This is a genomic window from Pseudomonas sp. LjRoot71, assembly GCF_964253255.1.
Lineage (GTDB): Bacteria > Pseudomonadota > Gammaproteobacteria > Pseudomonadales > Pseudomonadaceae > Aquipseudomonas.
The window spans coordinates 2,207,408-2,224,049 of sequence record NZ_CAXURA020000001.1 but is presented as its reverse complement, the minus strand read 5'-3'; the positions used below and the strand labels follow the sequence as shown (position 1 = coordinate 2,224,049).

Below are 16,642 nucleotides of genomic sequence, written 5' to 3'. Positions count from 1 at the left end.
GTGCTTACAGCTCCTCGGTATTTAAGGCGACTAGAGCATCCAGCCCGCCTGTCAGCGCCGCCAATTGCAGCGAATAGATCACCCAATCGCTTTGCGCTTGCACCAGCTGCAATTGCTGCTCGCTGAGTTCTCGCTGGATATTCAGCACATCCAGCCAGCTCTTGGTCCCAGCCGCATATTGACGCTGGTAAGACCCAAGGACAGCCTCCAGTTCGGTCAAAGAATCGCCCTGCACCTGAATCAACTCAGCCTGCAACTCACGATTGCGCTGCAACCGACGCACACTGCGCTCAAGCTCGTTAACGGCATAGGTCAGGTCGTCCTCTGCTGCACTCTGTTGCGCAACCGCAGCGCCTGTTCGGCCACGGGTCGCAAAACCCATACCCTCCAGCGTACCTTCAAACACCACACTGACACGGGTGTCATCACGGTAAGAAGGCTGGTCATGATCCTGTTCAGCTTGCAGATAAACCGTTGGCATAGAGGCGGTTTTGGCTTGGTCCACACCGGCTTTGGCTCGCTCGATCTCCTGCTTCTTGAAGCGCACTTCAGCACTGCCCTGTAGGGCCGCTTGGCGTAATGTCTCGCCCTCGCTGACCTGCAATAAACCGGAAGCCACTGGCTGCTTGGCCGCCACGGGCACTTGGGTCAGGGCTAGCAAATCACTCTCGGCAATCTCCAGTTCACCTGCGTAACGCTCAACCCGGGCCTTGGATTGCGACAGGCGCGTGGCCGCTAGGCGCACATCCGCCGTCGACGCCAGTTGGCCTTGCTCGCGTCGGCTGATTTGATCAAACAGTGACTGATGGGCAGCCAGGCTGGCCTCGACCACCTGTAAACGCTGACGACTGCCTAACACGCTGGCGTAGGCAACGGCCGTCTGCTCCAGCAGTTGGCGCTGTACCCGCAGCAGGTCGACGCGCTCGACGTCGGTGTCGGCATCAGCAAACGCAATGCTGTTATCGATCCGCCCAAATGCCCACACCGGCTGACGCGCCCGCAGGGTCATGGGAGTGGACAGATCGTCACCGGTGGTGGCGTCTCGGTTGTCCCCCGAATACTGCTGAGCCTGCGCCGTCAGGCTGGGGTATCGCTGGGCACGCGCAGCATCGGCCGAGTATTCACGAGCTTTGATCTGCGACTGCTTGCCGCTAATTGCCGGGTGCAGGGTCAGTGCGGCCTGCAAGGCGGTCTGCAAACCATCGGCCTGCTGTGCATTGACGGGCAACGCCAGCACACCTAAACACAGGGCCAATGCGCTACGCCGTCCAAGGCGGGGCAAGGAAATCACCATGCAAACTCTCCATCCATTTCTTGTTCGGGATCCGGCACGCTCGCGTGCGGTTTTTTAGGTTTCAAGGCAGCGGCTTTTTCCGGCTCACCGGATAATTCATACGCCCGCGCCAGGTCGTCACGCCATTGAGCATTCCACGGGCACTGCTCATGGGCTTTGAGCATCAAGGCGATGCCCTCACTCACATGGCCTTTGCGCAGGTAAACCAGGCCCAGCATAAAAGTGGCGGCCGCATGCTCCGGCAGATAATGCAACAGCTGTTTGAAGTGATATTCGGCGTCATCCAGCTTTTCTTCACGGTAAAACGCCACGCCGGTTTCCAGCAGGCCAGGCACCGGCAACGTAGCCATATCGGTGATCGGCTGCCATTCGATGCGCGCATTGGTGCCGCGTATCAGGGGCGCAAGGTAGGCCTCATAACGCGCCCATTTGGCCATGGAGGTTTTGTACAGCGGCTGGCGCACCTGCCACACGCTGGCGGTTTTCACCGGCCGTTGCAGCTCACTAAAATTGAGCACCTGCGGCTCCCACGCCACACCGACATACTCCAGCATGCGCCGCGCCTCGCGCTCTGGGTCGGCCAGTACATCCTCGTAGCGTACCTCCAGAATCTCCCCAGGGAACACCTGGTTCCAGTGGTGCATCAGCAGGTTATGGTCGGCCAGTTGCTCGCCAATCCAGCCCAGGTCGTAGGCAAAGCCCATGCCGCCGTGCTTGGCCGCGTAGTCGGTGAAGTAGTTGGAAATGGCGATATCACGCGGGTCACGGCGCACCGAGATGATTCGTGCGTTGGGAAACAGCAGCTTGATCAGGCCGATGTTCTCGAAGTTATGCGGCAGCTTGTCCACCACATGCAGCGCCTCGGGGGCGTATTCCTGCAGCTCCTTGAGCACATTGTCGGTAATACCCGCCACCACCTTGGCACTGAGGTCGTCCACACAATCAGGGTAATGCCGGCCCGAGCCTACGTGGCGCTCCCAGCGCTCCAGCCCGGCGATCACACTGGGGATCACGCCCAGCTCGCCAGCACCGTGAATCTGGCTGTGGCCCGCCAAGATCTGCTCGATTAGCGTGGTGCCGGAGCGCGGCATGCCCAGCACGAACACGGGTAGCGTCGAGCTGTTGCCCACACCTGGGCGGTGCTCGTACAAATCACAGCTGAACGCATGGCGAATACGCGCACAACGCTGGCGGTGTGCGCGGGCGTCATAGTGCAGCAACGTGCAGCTGGCGGCATTGGCCTCGTCAGCCAACGCAAAAGCTTTGGTGTAGTCCTTACGCTTTTCCCAGGCGGCGGCCAGTTGCAACAGCAGCCCCGGTTTAACTGGGCCTTCCAAGCCGGGTAGGCGGGCTAGTGCCTCCAAGCTTTGCAAGGTGGCGTCGTCCGGGAAACGCCGCGCATTGATCAACGCGATATGACCGCGCGCCGGATCCAACACTTTGACCTGCTCGAACAGTACCACGGCCTCATCGATACGCCCCAGTTGCATACATAACTGGCCCACCCCCTGCAAGGCGACTAGAGACTTTGGATAGGCGAGCAATACGTCGCGGTAGCGCGCTTCAGCCTCGGCATACTGCTGCTCTTGAGCCTCAACACCGGCCAATGCCACCTGTGCCTGAGCCTGCCAAAGGGCGATCTGTGCAGCATCCCCCCCCTTACCCTCCACCAGCGCCTGGGCCTCTTCCACGACCTGCATGACCACTTCACGCGCCAGCGACATATGTGCCTGAGTCGCGACATCCACCAATTTCAGACGCAGTGCCAGAGTTGACTGCCCGCGCTGGCCAGCCAGAAGGATGGCGCGCTGTAGCAAAGCGATTGCCTGGGAACTACGCCCTTGCAGGCTTGCCAGCTCGGCCAGTTGCTGATAGAGACCCATCTGTTCGGGGTACTGGCGCAAGCCACGACGCAGGGTGTCCTCGGCCAGAGCATGATGGCTGCGCTCGGCTAGTCGTTGAGCGTAACCGGACAACAGACCGCAGTAATCTTCCTCATCCAGAGAGTCTAGCTGTTTGTCCAACCAGGCTTCGGCGGCAGCATGCTGCTCACTGGCCAGCCATAGCTCCAAACGCAGGCCACGCAGTTGCTGGCTTTGCCGCGCCGCCTGCTGCTCTGGCCATTCTTCCTGCTCACAGCCCCAGAAATCTTCCGCCTGCTCCAGCAATCGCTCGCACTGTTGCGTGGCACCTTCCCGTAAATAGAGACGCAGTAGTTGCTGATACACAAGAACATTGGGTTGCAGTACCAGACTACGTTCATACAACTGCCTTGCCGTTTCTATCTGTTGGCTGCGGAGATGGCAGGTAGCCAAACGTGCCAGCAGCAGTGCGTGATCAGGGGCCTCGTATAAGGCGGTCTCGAGCAGCATCTGAGCCGCATCAAAGTCGCCCAGCAGCAATTGCACGGCGGCCAGATCGACACGGGCATCGACATACAGCCCCGTGTGGTCGAGCGCGCCCACACAGCGACGGGCCGCATCTAAATCGCCCAGCTGGGCATAAGCCAGCGCCAGCAATACTTGTTCAGAGGAATTTTGTGGGGCGAAGCAGGCCTCCTGCAGCAGCTCGGATTGCTGTTGCAAGGCCAGGCGGCGCAGTAAGGACAGAGAGTTCATCGGAACAGCGTGATCCAGAAGTTTTCCGCCCCTATTAGAAGTAGAAGGGCGGTGACACGGAGAAAAAAACTGGATTAGGCCAGTCCCTGAGAGGTCAGAATACCGTTAGGCATTTCAAGCAGATGCACATCACCAAAGGCTTTGCCCGCATTAACGTTGGTCCAGGTTCCATTCCACAAATTCCCTCCGCCATAAATAGCCCCCGGTACTTCATTGATGGACCAGGCGATGCCCCGATAGACAGTGCCCTTGCCGTAGATAGTCATACCTAAGAACGACGACATTGTATAAACCCCGAAGTATTCCTGTGTGTTCTGACCATTGCGACCGCCATCCACTCGTCCAACAGTCCGCCACACGCCTCCACTCTTCGCCATGACCCCCTCTCCGGTTCCTACAAAAACGACCTTGTCATCAGCACCCAAGTTGCCAGCTCCAGACCACATGTTCCAAGTGCCTGGACCATCACCAGCAGTGCTCATTTCGGCTTCCCTGCTCTCCACACGGATAAAGATGGTGTAGCTAGTATCCGCATCGAAAGTGCGGTTACTGTGGCTGGAGCTCACCCCCTGCACCAGGTCAAAGACCACAATGCTGCTATCGGCCACCGGTCCCGATGTATCGATAACAATGGCCTCGTTCGCTCCCAAGGAGCCCGCCGTACCGGGCGAGGGTAGGGTCAGAGTGGCGTTATTGCCGGCAGCGTCGCGAATCGTGCCGCCATTCAGGCTGAGTGCAGTGGTGCTCAGGTAGTCGAGGTCGGCGCTGGTGTCATCCGCCTGCACCGTGTAGGTGAAGGTCAGGGTGTTGGTGCCGGTGCCGGTGCTGTAGTTGACCACGCGGTCGGTGGTGCCGGTTTCCAGCGTCAGCTGCGGCGTGCCAGTGACCGTCACCGCCTCGCTGAAGGCGACCTGGATGCTGATTACATCGTCCACGGCATAGGTGCCGGCTGCGGTGGTACTGCTGACACCGCTGACAATGGGCGCGGTGGTGTCGACCAGATAGCTGCCGTTGTCGGCCACCAGGGCGTGAGTCAGCACCGCGTCGTTCCCAGTTGCGTCGCGCAGCGTACCGCTGTTGGTCTCCAGAGCGTTGGCTGCTATCGAGATACCGTTGGCATCAGTCTGACTGGCCAAAATGGTGTACTGAAATACCAGCGACGTAGTGCCCGTGCCAGAGACGTAATCCGCGTAGACCGTACTGCTGCCAATTGTCAGCGCCAGGCGTGGCGTACCTCCGGCGGTATTTACTAGCGTCGCCTCATTCATCCCCACGGTTACGCTGACTACATCCCCGGCATTCAAGGTGTTGCTCTGCACACCCGTGGCGCTGGTGATGGCGACGCTGCTGACCGCAGGCCCGGTTTCATCCACATCACTGATGCTCAGTGAAACGGCCTGCTCAGTGGCATTTCCCGCTGCATCGGTAGCCACCACGGTAAAGCTGTAGCTGGCTTTACTTTCAAAGTCCGGGTTAGCGAGCAACATGACCTCACCACTGCCGGCATTGATATTAAACAGTGCAGCATCCGCCCCGGCCTTCAAGCTGTAGTTCACCGCTGTGGTATCGCTTGATGTGGCGATATACACCATCTGACCAGCACCGCTGTTTTCGTCAATAGCCGTGGCGCTGTCGCCGGAGCTGAACGCTGGTGGAGTGCCGTCGATGGTGACTGTGGTGGCGGCCGCTGCGGACAGGTTGCCGGCCGCATCGACGCTGTACAGCGAGTAGGTGCCATCGACCAGATCGGTGGTGTCCATCGAGGTATTGCTGCTGGCTGCGCTGACAACGACCGAAGTCCACAGCGTATTGTCCGCACCCGTGATACTGGCCACGTCGGTCACAAGAACTGAATTGTTGACCAGATAAGCGGTGCCCGTTTCGGTGCTTTGCGCCGTAACAGCCTGGCCTGGCTGGATGGTGGTGGGCATGCTGATTGAGCCGTCAGCCTCGAAGCGCTGCACGAAAATGCTGGTGTCACCACCGGGAAAGCCACCGGGAAAGCCACCGATAGAGCGATCGGTATCGTAACCACGCCAGGTAACGGCAAAAGCGCCGTCACTACCAACTGCACTGACCTGGGCAGCGTAGTCGTCGCCGATGATCATGCTATCGGCGTTGAGCATGACAGGGCTACCCATGGCACTTCCACTGCTGTCGAAGCGCTGTACCAGGATGCGTATGTTACCGTTACCGCCGACCTCTTGAGCCCCCCAAATTACAACGAAGGCGCCCTCATTGCCCAACGAGGTGACCTGGGGATCAAAGCTGTTGTTATTGGACACGCCATCAGCTTCAAGCATGAAAGGGCTGCCCTGAAGAGATCCAGTATTGTCGAAGCGCTGCACGAAAACGCTGAAGCCACCATTGATGTCAGCCCCTGCCCACGTAACCACAAAGGCCCCGTCAGAGCCAACTGACGTGATCTGCGGAGCGGCGTCATAGCCGTTGGTGACACCTGCGGGTTCAAGCAATACCGGGCCACCCTGAGCAACGCCGTTCTCGTCAAAGCGCTGGACAAAGATGCTGGAGTCGTTATCCGTATCATCACCACACCAGACAACGGCCAAGGCACCTTGGTCGCCCAATGCAGTGATTTGCGCTTGGTAGTCCTGGCCATTGGTTTTACCAATAGGCTCAAGCTTGACGGGGCCATTCTGTGCAACACCATTACTATCAAAACGCTGCACGTAGACACTGGCGTCACCATCAACGTCTTGAGCATGCCATGTAACCGCAAAGGCGCCATCATTTCCAAGTGCGGCGATTTGGGGCAAATCATCGTAGCCGTTGGTAACCCCCTGCGCCTCGATAGGGATGGGACTGCCCTGTGCCACGCCATTGAGATCAAAAGGTTGCACAAAAATACTGTAATCCCCGCCAGCGTCCTGGCCAGCCCAGACAACGGCAAAGGCTCCATTGTTGCCCAGTGCGGTGACTTGGGCCGCGTAATCACCACCGCTGGTCACGCCAGCAGGTTGAAGCAGAATGGGGTTGCCCTGGGCAGCCCCAACGGTATCGAAACGCTGCACGAAGATGCTGCTGGCACTAGCATCAGAGCCTGCCCAAACAACCACAAAGGCACCCTGATTACCTAGAGCAGTGATCTGAGGATTGCCATCAAAGCCGTTTGTTATGCCATCCGGTTCAAGCAGGATAGGGCTGCCCTGTGCACTTCCAGCTGCGTCGAAGCGCTGTACAAAAATACTGTCGTCATCATCCGCATCTCGGCCGAACCAGGTGACAACAAAGGCACCATCGCTACCTATAGCCGTGATCTGGGGCGCATCGTCATTGCCGTTGGTTACACCATCCGGCTCGAACAGCGTGGGTGATCGCGTCGTAACCACACGCGCAGTAGGCGCAGTCGTGTCCACCAGATAGCTGGCGTTATCCGCCACTGCAACATGCTCTAGATTGGCCGCATTGCCCGCGGCATCCTGCAGGCTGCCGCCATTGGCTTGCAGCGCGTTGGCATCAAGGCTGATGCCTGTGGTGTCGGTCTGACCCGCCTGGATTGTGTACTGGAACACCAGCGCAGTGCTGCCGCTGCCCGACACGTAGTCGGCGTACACCGTGCTGCCACCGATATTCAAGGCCACACGCGGCGCACCGCCGGTGGCGTCGACCAGGGTGGCCTCATCCATGGACACAGTGACGCTGACCACGTCACCGGCATTCAGGCTGTTGTTCTGAGCACCACTTGCCGCACTGATGGCAATGCTGCTGACTGCCGGGGCGATCTCATCGGCAATGTCGTTGATCGCCAGAGTGACCACTTTCTCACTGGCGTTATTGGCCGCATCAGTGGCCACCACGGTGAAGCTGTAACTGGATTTGGTTTCGTAGTCCGGGCTGTCGGTCAGGGTGACCTCGCCGGTAGCGGCATTGATGCTGAACAGTGCCGAATCGCCACCGGGTTTCAAGCTATAGCTGGTGACGCCGCTGACCACATCGGCGGTATCGGTGCTAGTGACCGTGTACACCACCTGCCCGGCGCCACTGTTTTCGTTGATGGCAGTGGCAGTAGCGGTCGAGGTAATAGTCGGCGCCGTGTCATCTAGGTTGTTGATATCCAACGTGACAGCCTGCTCGCTGGTATTGCCGGCAGCATCGGTGGCGATCACGGTAAAGGCATAGCCGGTTTTACTTTCGTAATTCGGGTTACCCGTCAGGGTGACTTCGCCGGTGCTGGTGTTGATGCTCAACAGCGCGTGATCATCAACGGCTTTGAGGCTGTAAGTGACGCCGCCTACATCAGTCGCCGCTGCCATGTAGACGGGCTGCCCAGCCCCGATATTTTCATCGATAGCCGCGGCCGTAGCCCCCGAGCTAAAGCTAGGTGCAGCTGTATCCACCAGGTAGCTGGCGTTGTCGGTCACTGCTACATGGTCAAGATCGGCCGCATTGCCTGCTGCATCACGCAGGGTGCCACCATTGGCCTGCAGGGCATTGGCATCAAGGCTGATGCCGTTGGCGTCAGTCTGACCAGCTTGGATGGTGTATTGGAACACCAGCGCAGTGCTGCCGCTGCCCGACACGTAGTCGGCGTACACAGTGCTGCCGCCGATATTTAGGGCCACACGCGGCGTTCCGCCCGTGGTGTCGACCAGGGTGGCTTCATCCATATTCACCGTAACGCTGACCACGTCGTCGGCATTCAGGCTGTCGTTCTGGGCGCTGCTTGCCGCGCTGATTGCAATGCTGCTGACAGTCGGTGCGACTTCATCAGCAATGTCGTTGATTGCCAGAGTAACCGCTTTCTCACTGGCGTTATTGGCCGCATCAGTGGCCACCACGGTGAAGCTGTAACTGGATTTGGTTTCGTAGTCCGGGCTGTCGGTCAGGGTGACCTCGCCGGTAGCGGCATTGATGCTGAACAGTGCCGAATCGCCACCGGGTTTCAAGCTATAGCTGGTGACGCCGCTGACCACATCGGCGGTATCGGTGCTAGTGACCGTGTACACCACCTGCCCGGCGCCACTGTTTTCGTTGATGGCAGTGGCAGTAGCGGTCGAGGTAATAGTCGGCGCCGTGTCATCTAGGTTGTTGATATCCAACGTGACAGCCTGCTCGCTGGTATTGCCGGCAGCATCGGTGGCGATCACGGTAAAGGCATAGCCGGTTTTACTTTCGTAATTCGGGTTACCCGTCAGGGTGACTTCGCCGGTGCTGGTGTTGATGCTCAACAGCGCGTGATCATCAACGGCTTTGAGGCTGTAAGTGACGCCGCCTACATCAGTCGCCGCTGCCATGTAGACGGGCTGCCCAGCCCCGATATTTTCATCGATAGCCGCGGCCGTAGCCCCCGAGCTAAAGCTAGGTGCAGCTGTATCCACCAGGTAGCTGGCGTTGTCGGTCACTGCTACATGGTCAAGATCGGCCGCATTGCCTGCTGCATCACGCAGGGTGCCACCATTGGCCTGCAGGGCATTGGCATCAAGGCTGATGCCGTTGGCGTCAGTCTGACCAGCTTGGATGGTGTATTGGAACACCAGCGCAGTGCTGCCGCTGCCCGACACGTAGTCGGCGTACACAGTGCTGCCGCCGATATTTAGGGCCACACGCGGCGTTCCGCCCGTGGTGTCGACCAGGGTGGCTTCATCCATATTCACCGTAACGCTGACCACGTCGTCGGCATTCAGGCTGTCGTTCTGGGCGCTGCTTGCCGCGCTGATTGCAATGCTGCTGACAGTCGGTGCGACTTCATCAGCAATGTCGTTGATTGCCAGAGTAACCGCTTTCTCACTGGCGTTATTGGCCGCATCAGTGGCCACCACGGTGAAGCTGTAACTGGATTTGGTTTCGTAGTCCGGGCTGTCGGTCAGGGTGACCTCGCCGGTAGCGGCATTGATGCTGAACAGTGCCGAATCGCCACCGGGTTTCAAGCTATAGCTGGTGACGCCGCTGACCACATCGGCGGTATCGGTGCTAGTGACCGTGTACACCACCTGCCCGGCGCCACTGTTTTCGTTGATGGCAGTGGCAGTAGCGGTCGAGGTAATAGTCGGCGCCGTGTCATCTAGGTTGTTGATATCCAACGTGACAGCCTGCTCGCTGGTATTGCCGGCAGCATCGGTGGCGATCACGGTAAAGGCATAGCCGGTTTTACTTTCGTAATTCGGGTTACCCGTCAGGGTGACTTCGCCGGTGCTGGTGTTGATGCTCAACAGCGCGTGATCATCAACGGCTTTGAGGCTGTAAGTGACGCCGCCTACATCAGTCGCCGCTGCCATGTAGACGGGCTGCCCAGCCCCGATATTTTCATCGATAGCCGCGGCCGTAGCCCCCGAGCTAAAGCTAGGTGCAGCTGTATCCACCAGGTAGCTGGCGTTGTCGGTCACTGCTACATGGTCAAGATCGGCCGCATTGCCTGCTGCATCACGCAGGGTGCCACCATTGGCCTGCAGGGCATTGGCATCAAGGCTGATGCCGTTGGCGTCAGTCTGACCAGCTTGGATGGTGTATTGGAACACCAGCGCAGTGCTGCCGCTGCCCGACACGTAGTCGGCGTACACAGTGCTGCCGCCGATATTTAGGGCCACACGCGGCGTTCCGCCCGTGGTGTCGACCAGGGTGGCTTCATCCATATTCACCGTAACGCTGACCACGTCGTCGGCATTCAGGCTGTCGTTCTGGGCGCTGCTTGCCGCGCTGATTGCAATGCTGCTGACAGTCGGTGCGACTTCATCAGCAATGTCGTTGATTGCCAGAGTAACCGCTTTCTCACTGGCGTTATTGGCCGCATCAGTGGCCACCACGGTGAAGCTGTAACTGGATTTGGTTTCGTAGTCCGGGCTGTCGGTCAGGGTGACCTCGCCGGTAGCGGCATTGATGCTGAACAGTGCCGAATCGCCACCGGGTTTCAAGCTATAGCTGGTGACGCCGCTGACCACATCGGCGGTATCGGTGCTAGTGACCGTGTACACCACCTGCCCGGCGCCACTGTTTTCGTTGATGGCAGTGGCAGTAGCGGTCGAGGTAATAGTCGGCGCCGTGTCATCTAGGTTGTTGATATCCAACGTGACAGCCTGCTCGCTGGTATTGCCGGCAGCATCGGTGGCGATCACGGTAAAGGCATAGCCGGTTTTACTTTCGTAATTCGGGTTACCCGTCAGGGTGACTTCGCCGGTGCTGGTGTTGATGCTCAACAGCGCGTGATCATCAACGGCTTTGAGGCTGTAAGTGACGCCGCCTACATCAGTCGCCGCTGCCATGTAGACGGGCTGCCCAGCCCCGATATTTTCATCGATAGCCGCGGCCGTAGCCCCCGAGCTAAAGCTAGGTGCAGCTGTATCCACCAGGTAGCTGGCGTTGTCGGTCACTGCTACATGGTCAAGATCGGCCGCATTGCCTGCTGCATCACGCAGGGTGCCACCATTGGCCTGCAGGGCATTGGCATCAAGGCTGATGCCGTTGGCGTCAGTCTGACCAGCTTGGATGGTGTATTGGAACACCAGCGCAGTGCTGCCGCTGCCCGACACGTAGTCGGCGTACACAGTGCTGCCGCCGATATTTAGGGCCACACGCGGCGTTCCGCCCGTGGTGTCGACCAGGGTGGCTTCATCCATATTCACCGTAACGCTGACCACGTCGTCGGCATTCAGGCTGTCGTTCTGGGCGCTGCTTGCCGCGCTGATTGCAATGCTGCTGACAGTCGGTGCGATCTCATCGGCAATGTCGTTGATTGCCAGAGTGACCACTTTCTCACTGGCGTTATTGGCCGCATCAGTGGCCACCACGGTGAAGCTGTAACTGGATTTGGTTTCGTAGTCCGGGCTGTCGGTCAGGGTGACCTCGCCGGTAGCGGCATTGATGCTGAACAGTGCCGAATCGCCACCGGGTTTCAAGCTATAGCTGGTGACGCCGCTGACCACATCGGCGGTATCGGTGCTAGTGACCGTGTACACCACCTGCCCGGCGCCACTGTTTTCGTTGATGGCAGTGGCAGTAGCGGTCGAGGTAATAGTCGGCGCCGTGTCATCTAAGTTGTTGATATCCAACGTGACAGCCTGCTCGCTGGTATTGCCGGCAGCATCGGTGGCGATCACGGTGAAGGCATAGCCGGTTTTACTTTCGTAATTCGGGTTACCCGTCAGGGTGACTTCGCCGGTGCTGGTGTTGATGCTCAGCAACGCATGATCGCCAATAGCTTTCAGGCTGTAGGTCACGCTGCTGGCTGAATCGCTTGCCACTGCCGTATAAACGGCTTGTCCGACGCCGCTGTTTTCGTCAATGGCTGTGGCTGTGGTGCCAGAAGTGAAGTCAGGCGCGTAAGTATCAACCACCCCCGCAACGGCTCCCGTCAGGTCTTGGCCTGTTTGCGCCGACGTAAACTCCCCACCTTGTACCACGATGCCTTGAGCACTTTCTGTCAACGTTGCGGTGCCATTGCTGACATCCAATCCTGCTAGCAGGTCGTTGATGGTCTGCTGGCTATCGCCACCATTCTGGGCATCGGCTCCAGATAACGCTGCCAGTACAGCGCCGTATATTTCGCCCGAACTCAGGCCGTCATCGCTGTCAAAACTGCCACCGTTGGTTGGCACAACGGCGGTGCCGTGCAAGCTAGGCAAACCAAAAAGATCAGCTATGGCTTCGTTGATGCTATCGACCATCGACGCAGTAGGAACACCACCGGCAGCTGCATCCTGCACCTTGTGATAAGCCAAGGTGCTGAGGACGTTGAGATTGACGGTTACCGTGGAGTTGGGTTGCGACACCACCTCCATCGCAAACAGTTCAGCATTGAGGTCTTTACCAACCTCAGTAGCTTCATCCAGGTAGTCCGCGCTCGATCCATCGTTTACAACACGCGCAATGACCACACCAAGATAGCTTCCAACGGGAATAGAAAAGGTTCCGTCCGCATTGACCTGAGCCTCTCCTAACAGGGTCACGCCGTCAGCTTGGTAGACCTCCACGCGAAGATCGTTACCCGCCACCACGGGGCCGCCCACGATGGTTCCGTTAACTGTGTTGAGTACATTTGCAGGGGGCGCGTCACCGCCACCGCCACCGCCACCACCGCCTCCTCCGCCACCTGCGGCCAGCCCCAGGCCAACCAGGCCTAGGCCGCCTAGCACAAGGTTCATCGGCGTGAAGAGATCACTATCAGAACCGCCACGCCAAATGATTTCTTCACCATTGGCGGCAGTGTCGATTGCTGGCGTTTCACCCGTAACAGAGGTGCCGGCCAGCGTGGCGCCGTCTAACTCGGCTTGTGGGATAAACGCAGTTTCTGGCTCATCGTAAAACTCGGTGATTTCGACCAATACGCCGTCATCGTCTGACTCTACGACCAGCGAGCTGCCTTTTCGCTTGACCTGCAGCCCCTCTGGCGACTTGCCAGTTGAGGTATCTATCAACGCATACTGCGCACCCGAACGGGCAGGTACAGACGACACCTCGGCAAGAGGAATGTGCCGCATCGAACCATCAGAAAGGCGCTCCACTAGTTGCAAGGACTGTTTAACGACCATTTCAGATGTCATGCAGAGCTCCCTACCTGCCCATGCGGGCAATGAATGTTGTATTCCAGATATTCGCCCGATTTCCCACGGGCAATGTGCCAGCACGTTACCAGACAAATTGCTACAGAGAATAGTGCAGAGGTAGTAAGCACTCTCGTATTGGGCGAAAGCTATACGTATAGCCCTGCAAGTTAATCGCCACTTTTCTTGAAGTCACTCGATGACCGCTATTGGCCGACTCCAGCCAGTCGCGACTGACTACTCCCGGCCAAAAGTGGTCCTTCGTTGACTGCAAAATGAGAGCCGATTCATCCCGAGGGCTGGTTCATTCCTGCACAGGCAGAGCTCTATCCGCACGCCTTTGGCATTTATGATTTTCCATGCGAAACCGAAGGAGCCAACGAAGCTGCTGGAAATGACTCGGCCCGATGCAGTTCGGATACTGTTGGATCTCACAACCAACATCCGTTGGTATATATAGAAAGGGGGCCATAAACTGGACCGGGAACTTAACCCAATCGGTACACAAACTGTACTCATAACGGCAATCCTTGACCCTTCTTTTGCTGTGGCGCGTACAGATAATGTACTCATCGTAGTACACAAGCTGTACCGGGTTTTTTGTTGTTTTCCATACTCAATTTGAGCAATGGCGTGGGCGTAGACGCAATTTCCAGGTTCTTTCCAGGGCAGTCATCAACTGGCCTCCAAGCCAGCGCATAGAGTGCACAACGTCCGCCTGGATTGATGAATACCCCCTCTCGGGTGCGTATTATCAGACCGTGCCTCTGGAGTTCGACCAGCGCTTTAGCTAGTGATGTTTTGCTACCCACACCCCACCTCACAGCTTGCGTGTGGGATGCAGATAGATCGCCATTATTGGCCCCACGGTACTGGCGCGCTAATCCCAGTAGAACTTTTAATGCAGTACCACTCAACTCGGCAAATGCGGGGTAGTCGTGCAATGCATTGGGAATCGCAATGAACCCGCCACGGTCTGTTCGCCCCTTGGACTTCAACCTACTCCGAGCCATGCTTACCGCGCCTAGCTTTTGCGCTATGAAAAACACTTATGACGGCGCTAGGGAGAGGCATCTATCGACCCTCGCGCTTTTCGATTCGGCTCTCAATCCAAGCTAGTACCTCGCTCAGCACGAATCCCACAGGCGCTCCGCGTGAGTTGCTGTCGCTCAGTGGAACGGGGCGGGGGAAGGTTTTATCAGTGCTCAGTTTTTTATAAATTGTTGAGCGCTTTAGTGTCGTGAGTACTTCAACCTCACGGATGCGGATAATGCGCAGATCTGTATTCATATAATTTACCCGGCGTTAAAATAACTTGATATGGACTGCTGTACGCAGACCGATTCAACGCTTGGCGGCACGGGGAAGCAAATGAGATTTTCCTATCTTTTGTTTTACTATCAGAATTGTGGCGCAATATTTTATTTGTATTTTTTACTGTTTTAGGGGTTTTCCTTATAGGGAAAAACAATTATCCATATTGTGCTGATTTGATGCACTGTTAACTGTGATGCGATTTGGCAGGCTAGCATGCTTCGCGGTGATTCTAATGACCCGTTACTGCATAAATATCTGCGGCAAAAACATATGCTTTTGTATATATAAAGGCATAACAATTTTCCCAGCCAAATAACGAGCGACCACCAATGCGCTGCGACTGTTTCTTCGCAACTCTCATGGTGGATGCATTCAAATTAATAGATGCTCGGTTGCGATTTAAATACTCATCAATGAATATTTTCAGCCTGGCGGGTAGGGAGAACTCACGAATTGGCAAGCCCATCAAACTGCATATTTAGTACGCCGCCAAGTAGTGGTTGGCATGATCTCAATTTGTGAGTCAACGCGCCGTGCACCGGCTCGTCGTGTCGGCACGACCCGAGCGAACGGAGCGCAAGGTCGGCGCAGCCGCTTGGCGTTGACGCGCGTACTGAATAGACACCCTGTCACACCTCCCCGGGCCACTCCAGTGGCCCGGGGAGGTGCCGCCCGGCGAGGGGAAATCAGGTGAGTAAAACAGCTCGTTCACCCCATTTTTGGTGGCCAGAATGGCGGCCAAAAATGGGGGGGCAATCACTATTTCTGCGGTAATTGCGCCTGTCGGAGCGCAGCGTAGATAGAGGCGCAATCTGGGTAAGCAGGAGAATTTATGAGGCGGCCAGATAAGAACTCAGACAGCTCAACAAATAACGCTGTGATTCCCGTAGCGCCGTCAGACCGGGGAGCACTCCGAGCAATCGCCAAGCCGATCCTAGATCGCTATAGCGGGCTTGCTGACTCCACCCGGGCTGAGTATCGACGCATTATGCTGCGCCTCGATGGTGCCCACTGGCACGATTACGCGACCGCCAAACAGCTACGCAATACGGGTGCTTTGAGGGCTGCATGGCGTGTATCTATGGCGCATTGGTTGGCCGAGACATTACGCGAATCAGAGCACGCCCCCACAGCCGAAACTCGCACAGCCGCACGAGCACTGGCGAGGAACTATGCCGCTCAACTCATGGCTGAGGAGCGATACGCTCTCCCCAAAAAGAAACGGGAAAACTCAAAGGCTAAACGGCGTTCTCTAGCCGGGTTGCCCAGCAATTGGCGCAACCAGTTATTAGAGGCCATTCCATCTAAACATCAACTGCATTGCGCAATAATGGTGCTTACCGGCGCCAGGCCTGATGAGTTAGGAAAGCCGATTGAGCTACGAGCTCTGCCGGACAGTAGCCTGGAGATATTAATTCAGGGTGCCAAGGTCAGCCATAACACTGATGCAGGCCAAGCATGGCGATGTTTAACCCTGCGAGGAGGGCTTGCCGAGAAACTTCGTCAAGCGGTTGTGAGTAAAGGCGGGCAAATTTCAGTGGCGCCCAAACAGGGACTTGGCCTGCAAAAAGCCATTGCTGCAGCGGCGCAGAGACTGGGATTTCAGAGCGTTAGTGCATACAGCCTGAGACATGCATTTGCAGCGGACCTAAAAGCGCAAAAATTTGACCCTGACGCAATTTCTCTAGCGTTAGGCCATGTCAGTCGTGCAAGCAAAAGTCGGTACGGTTCTGCACGAAATGGTCGCGCGGGGAGAACCATTTTGTTGGCAGTCGAGGCGGATAGAGCTCTGCGCGGCGAGGTGCGAGACCCGAAGGTACTTTTTGCCGATCAGCCGCCTTTTGTAAAAACTAAACTTCGATAATTCCTCGGCGTGGCGTTGGCGGCGCATGGAGATTTAGCCTCATCCGAAACTCGGA

Annotated in this window: 5 protein-coding genes; 1 reads left to right on the top strand and 4 read right to left on the bottom strand. The window is 57.3% G+C overall.

Translation table 11 applies throughout. The annotated features are described in order from the left end of the window. Nucleotides 1-4: 4 nt before the first annotated feature. The 4 genes from ACSQ17_RS10560 to ACSQ17_RS10545 all read right to left on the bottom strand — a co-directional run bounded on the left by ACSQ17_RS10560 (nt 5) and on the right by ACSQ17_RS10545 (nt 14,696). Entirely contained in the window at nt 5-1,294 is a 1,290-nt protein-coding gene (locus ACSQ17_RS10560; RefSeq protein ID WP_436068561.1) for a TolC family protein, read from the bottom strand. Beyond that, a complete protein-coding gene (locus ACSQ17_RS10555; RefSeq protein WP_436068560.1) occupies nt 1,288-3,912 on the bottom strand; it encodes a sulfotransferase in 2,625 nt (874 codons plus the stop codon). The genes ACSQ17_RS10560 and ACSQ17_RS10555 overlap by 7 nt, the downstream gene beginning before the upstream one ends. A 74-nt stretch (nt 3,913-3,986) precedes the next feature. Continuing rightward, nucleotides 3,987-13,406 carry a beta strand repeat-containing protein gene (locus ACSQ17_RS10550; protein WP_436068559.1) on the bottom strand — a complete coding sequence of 3,140 codons (9,420 nt, stop codon included), beginning with the start codon at nt 13,404-13,406 and terminating at the stop codon, nt 3,987-3,989. A 1,074-nt stretch (nt 13,407-14,480) separates the two neighbouring features. Continuing rightward, nucleotides 14,481-14,696: a helix-turn-helix transcriptional regulator gene (locus ACSQ17_RS10545; RefSeq protein WP_436068558.1), complete on the bottom strand. Its 216-nt coding sequence runs from the start codon at nt 14,694-14,696 to the stop codon at nt 14,481-14,483. A gap of 1,015 nt (nt 14,697-15,711) precedes the next feature. Between ACSQ17_RS10545 and ACSQ17_RS10540 the strand changes: the two genes are divergently transcribed. Beyond that, nucleotides 15,712-16,587, top strand: coding sequence for a hypothetical protein (locus ACSQ17_RS10540; RefSeq protein WP_436068557.1), 876 nt, complete (start codon nt 15,712-15,714; stop codon nt 16,585-16,587). The last annotated feature ends 55 nt before the right edge of the window (nt 16,588-16,642 follow it).

Bases quoted from the DNA above. Each gene is read 5' to 3' on its own strand.
- ACSQ17_RS10560 (WP_436068561.1), bottom strand. From the start codon at position 1,294: ATGGTGATTTCCTTGCCCCGCCTTGGACGGCGTAGCGCATTGGCCCTG.
- ACSQ17_RS10555 (WP_436068560.1), bottom strand. From the start codon at position 3,912: ATGAACTCTCTGTCCTTACTGCGCCGCCTGGCCTTGCAACAGCAATCC.
- ACSQ17_RS10550 (WP_436068559.1), bottom strand. From the start codon at position 13,406: ATGACATCTGAAATGGTCGTTAAACAGTCCTTGCAACTAGTGGAGCGC.
- ACSQ17_RS10545 (WP_436068558.1), bottom strand. From the start codon at position 14,696: ATGAATACAGATCTGCGCATTATCCGCATCCGTGAGGTTGAAGTACTC.
- ACSQ17_RS10540 (WP_436068557.1), top strand. From the start codon at position 15,712: ATGCTGCGCCTCGATGGTGCCCACTGGCACGATTACGCGACCGCCAAA.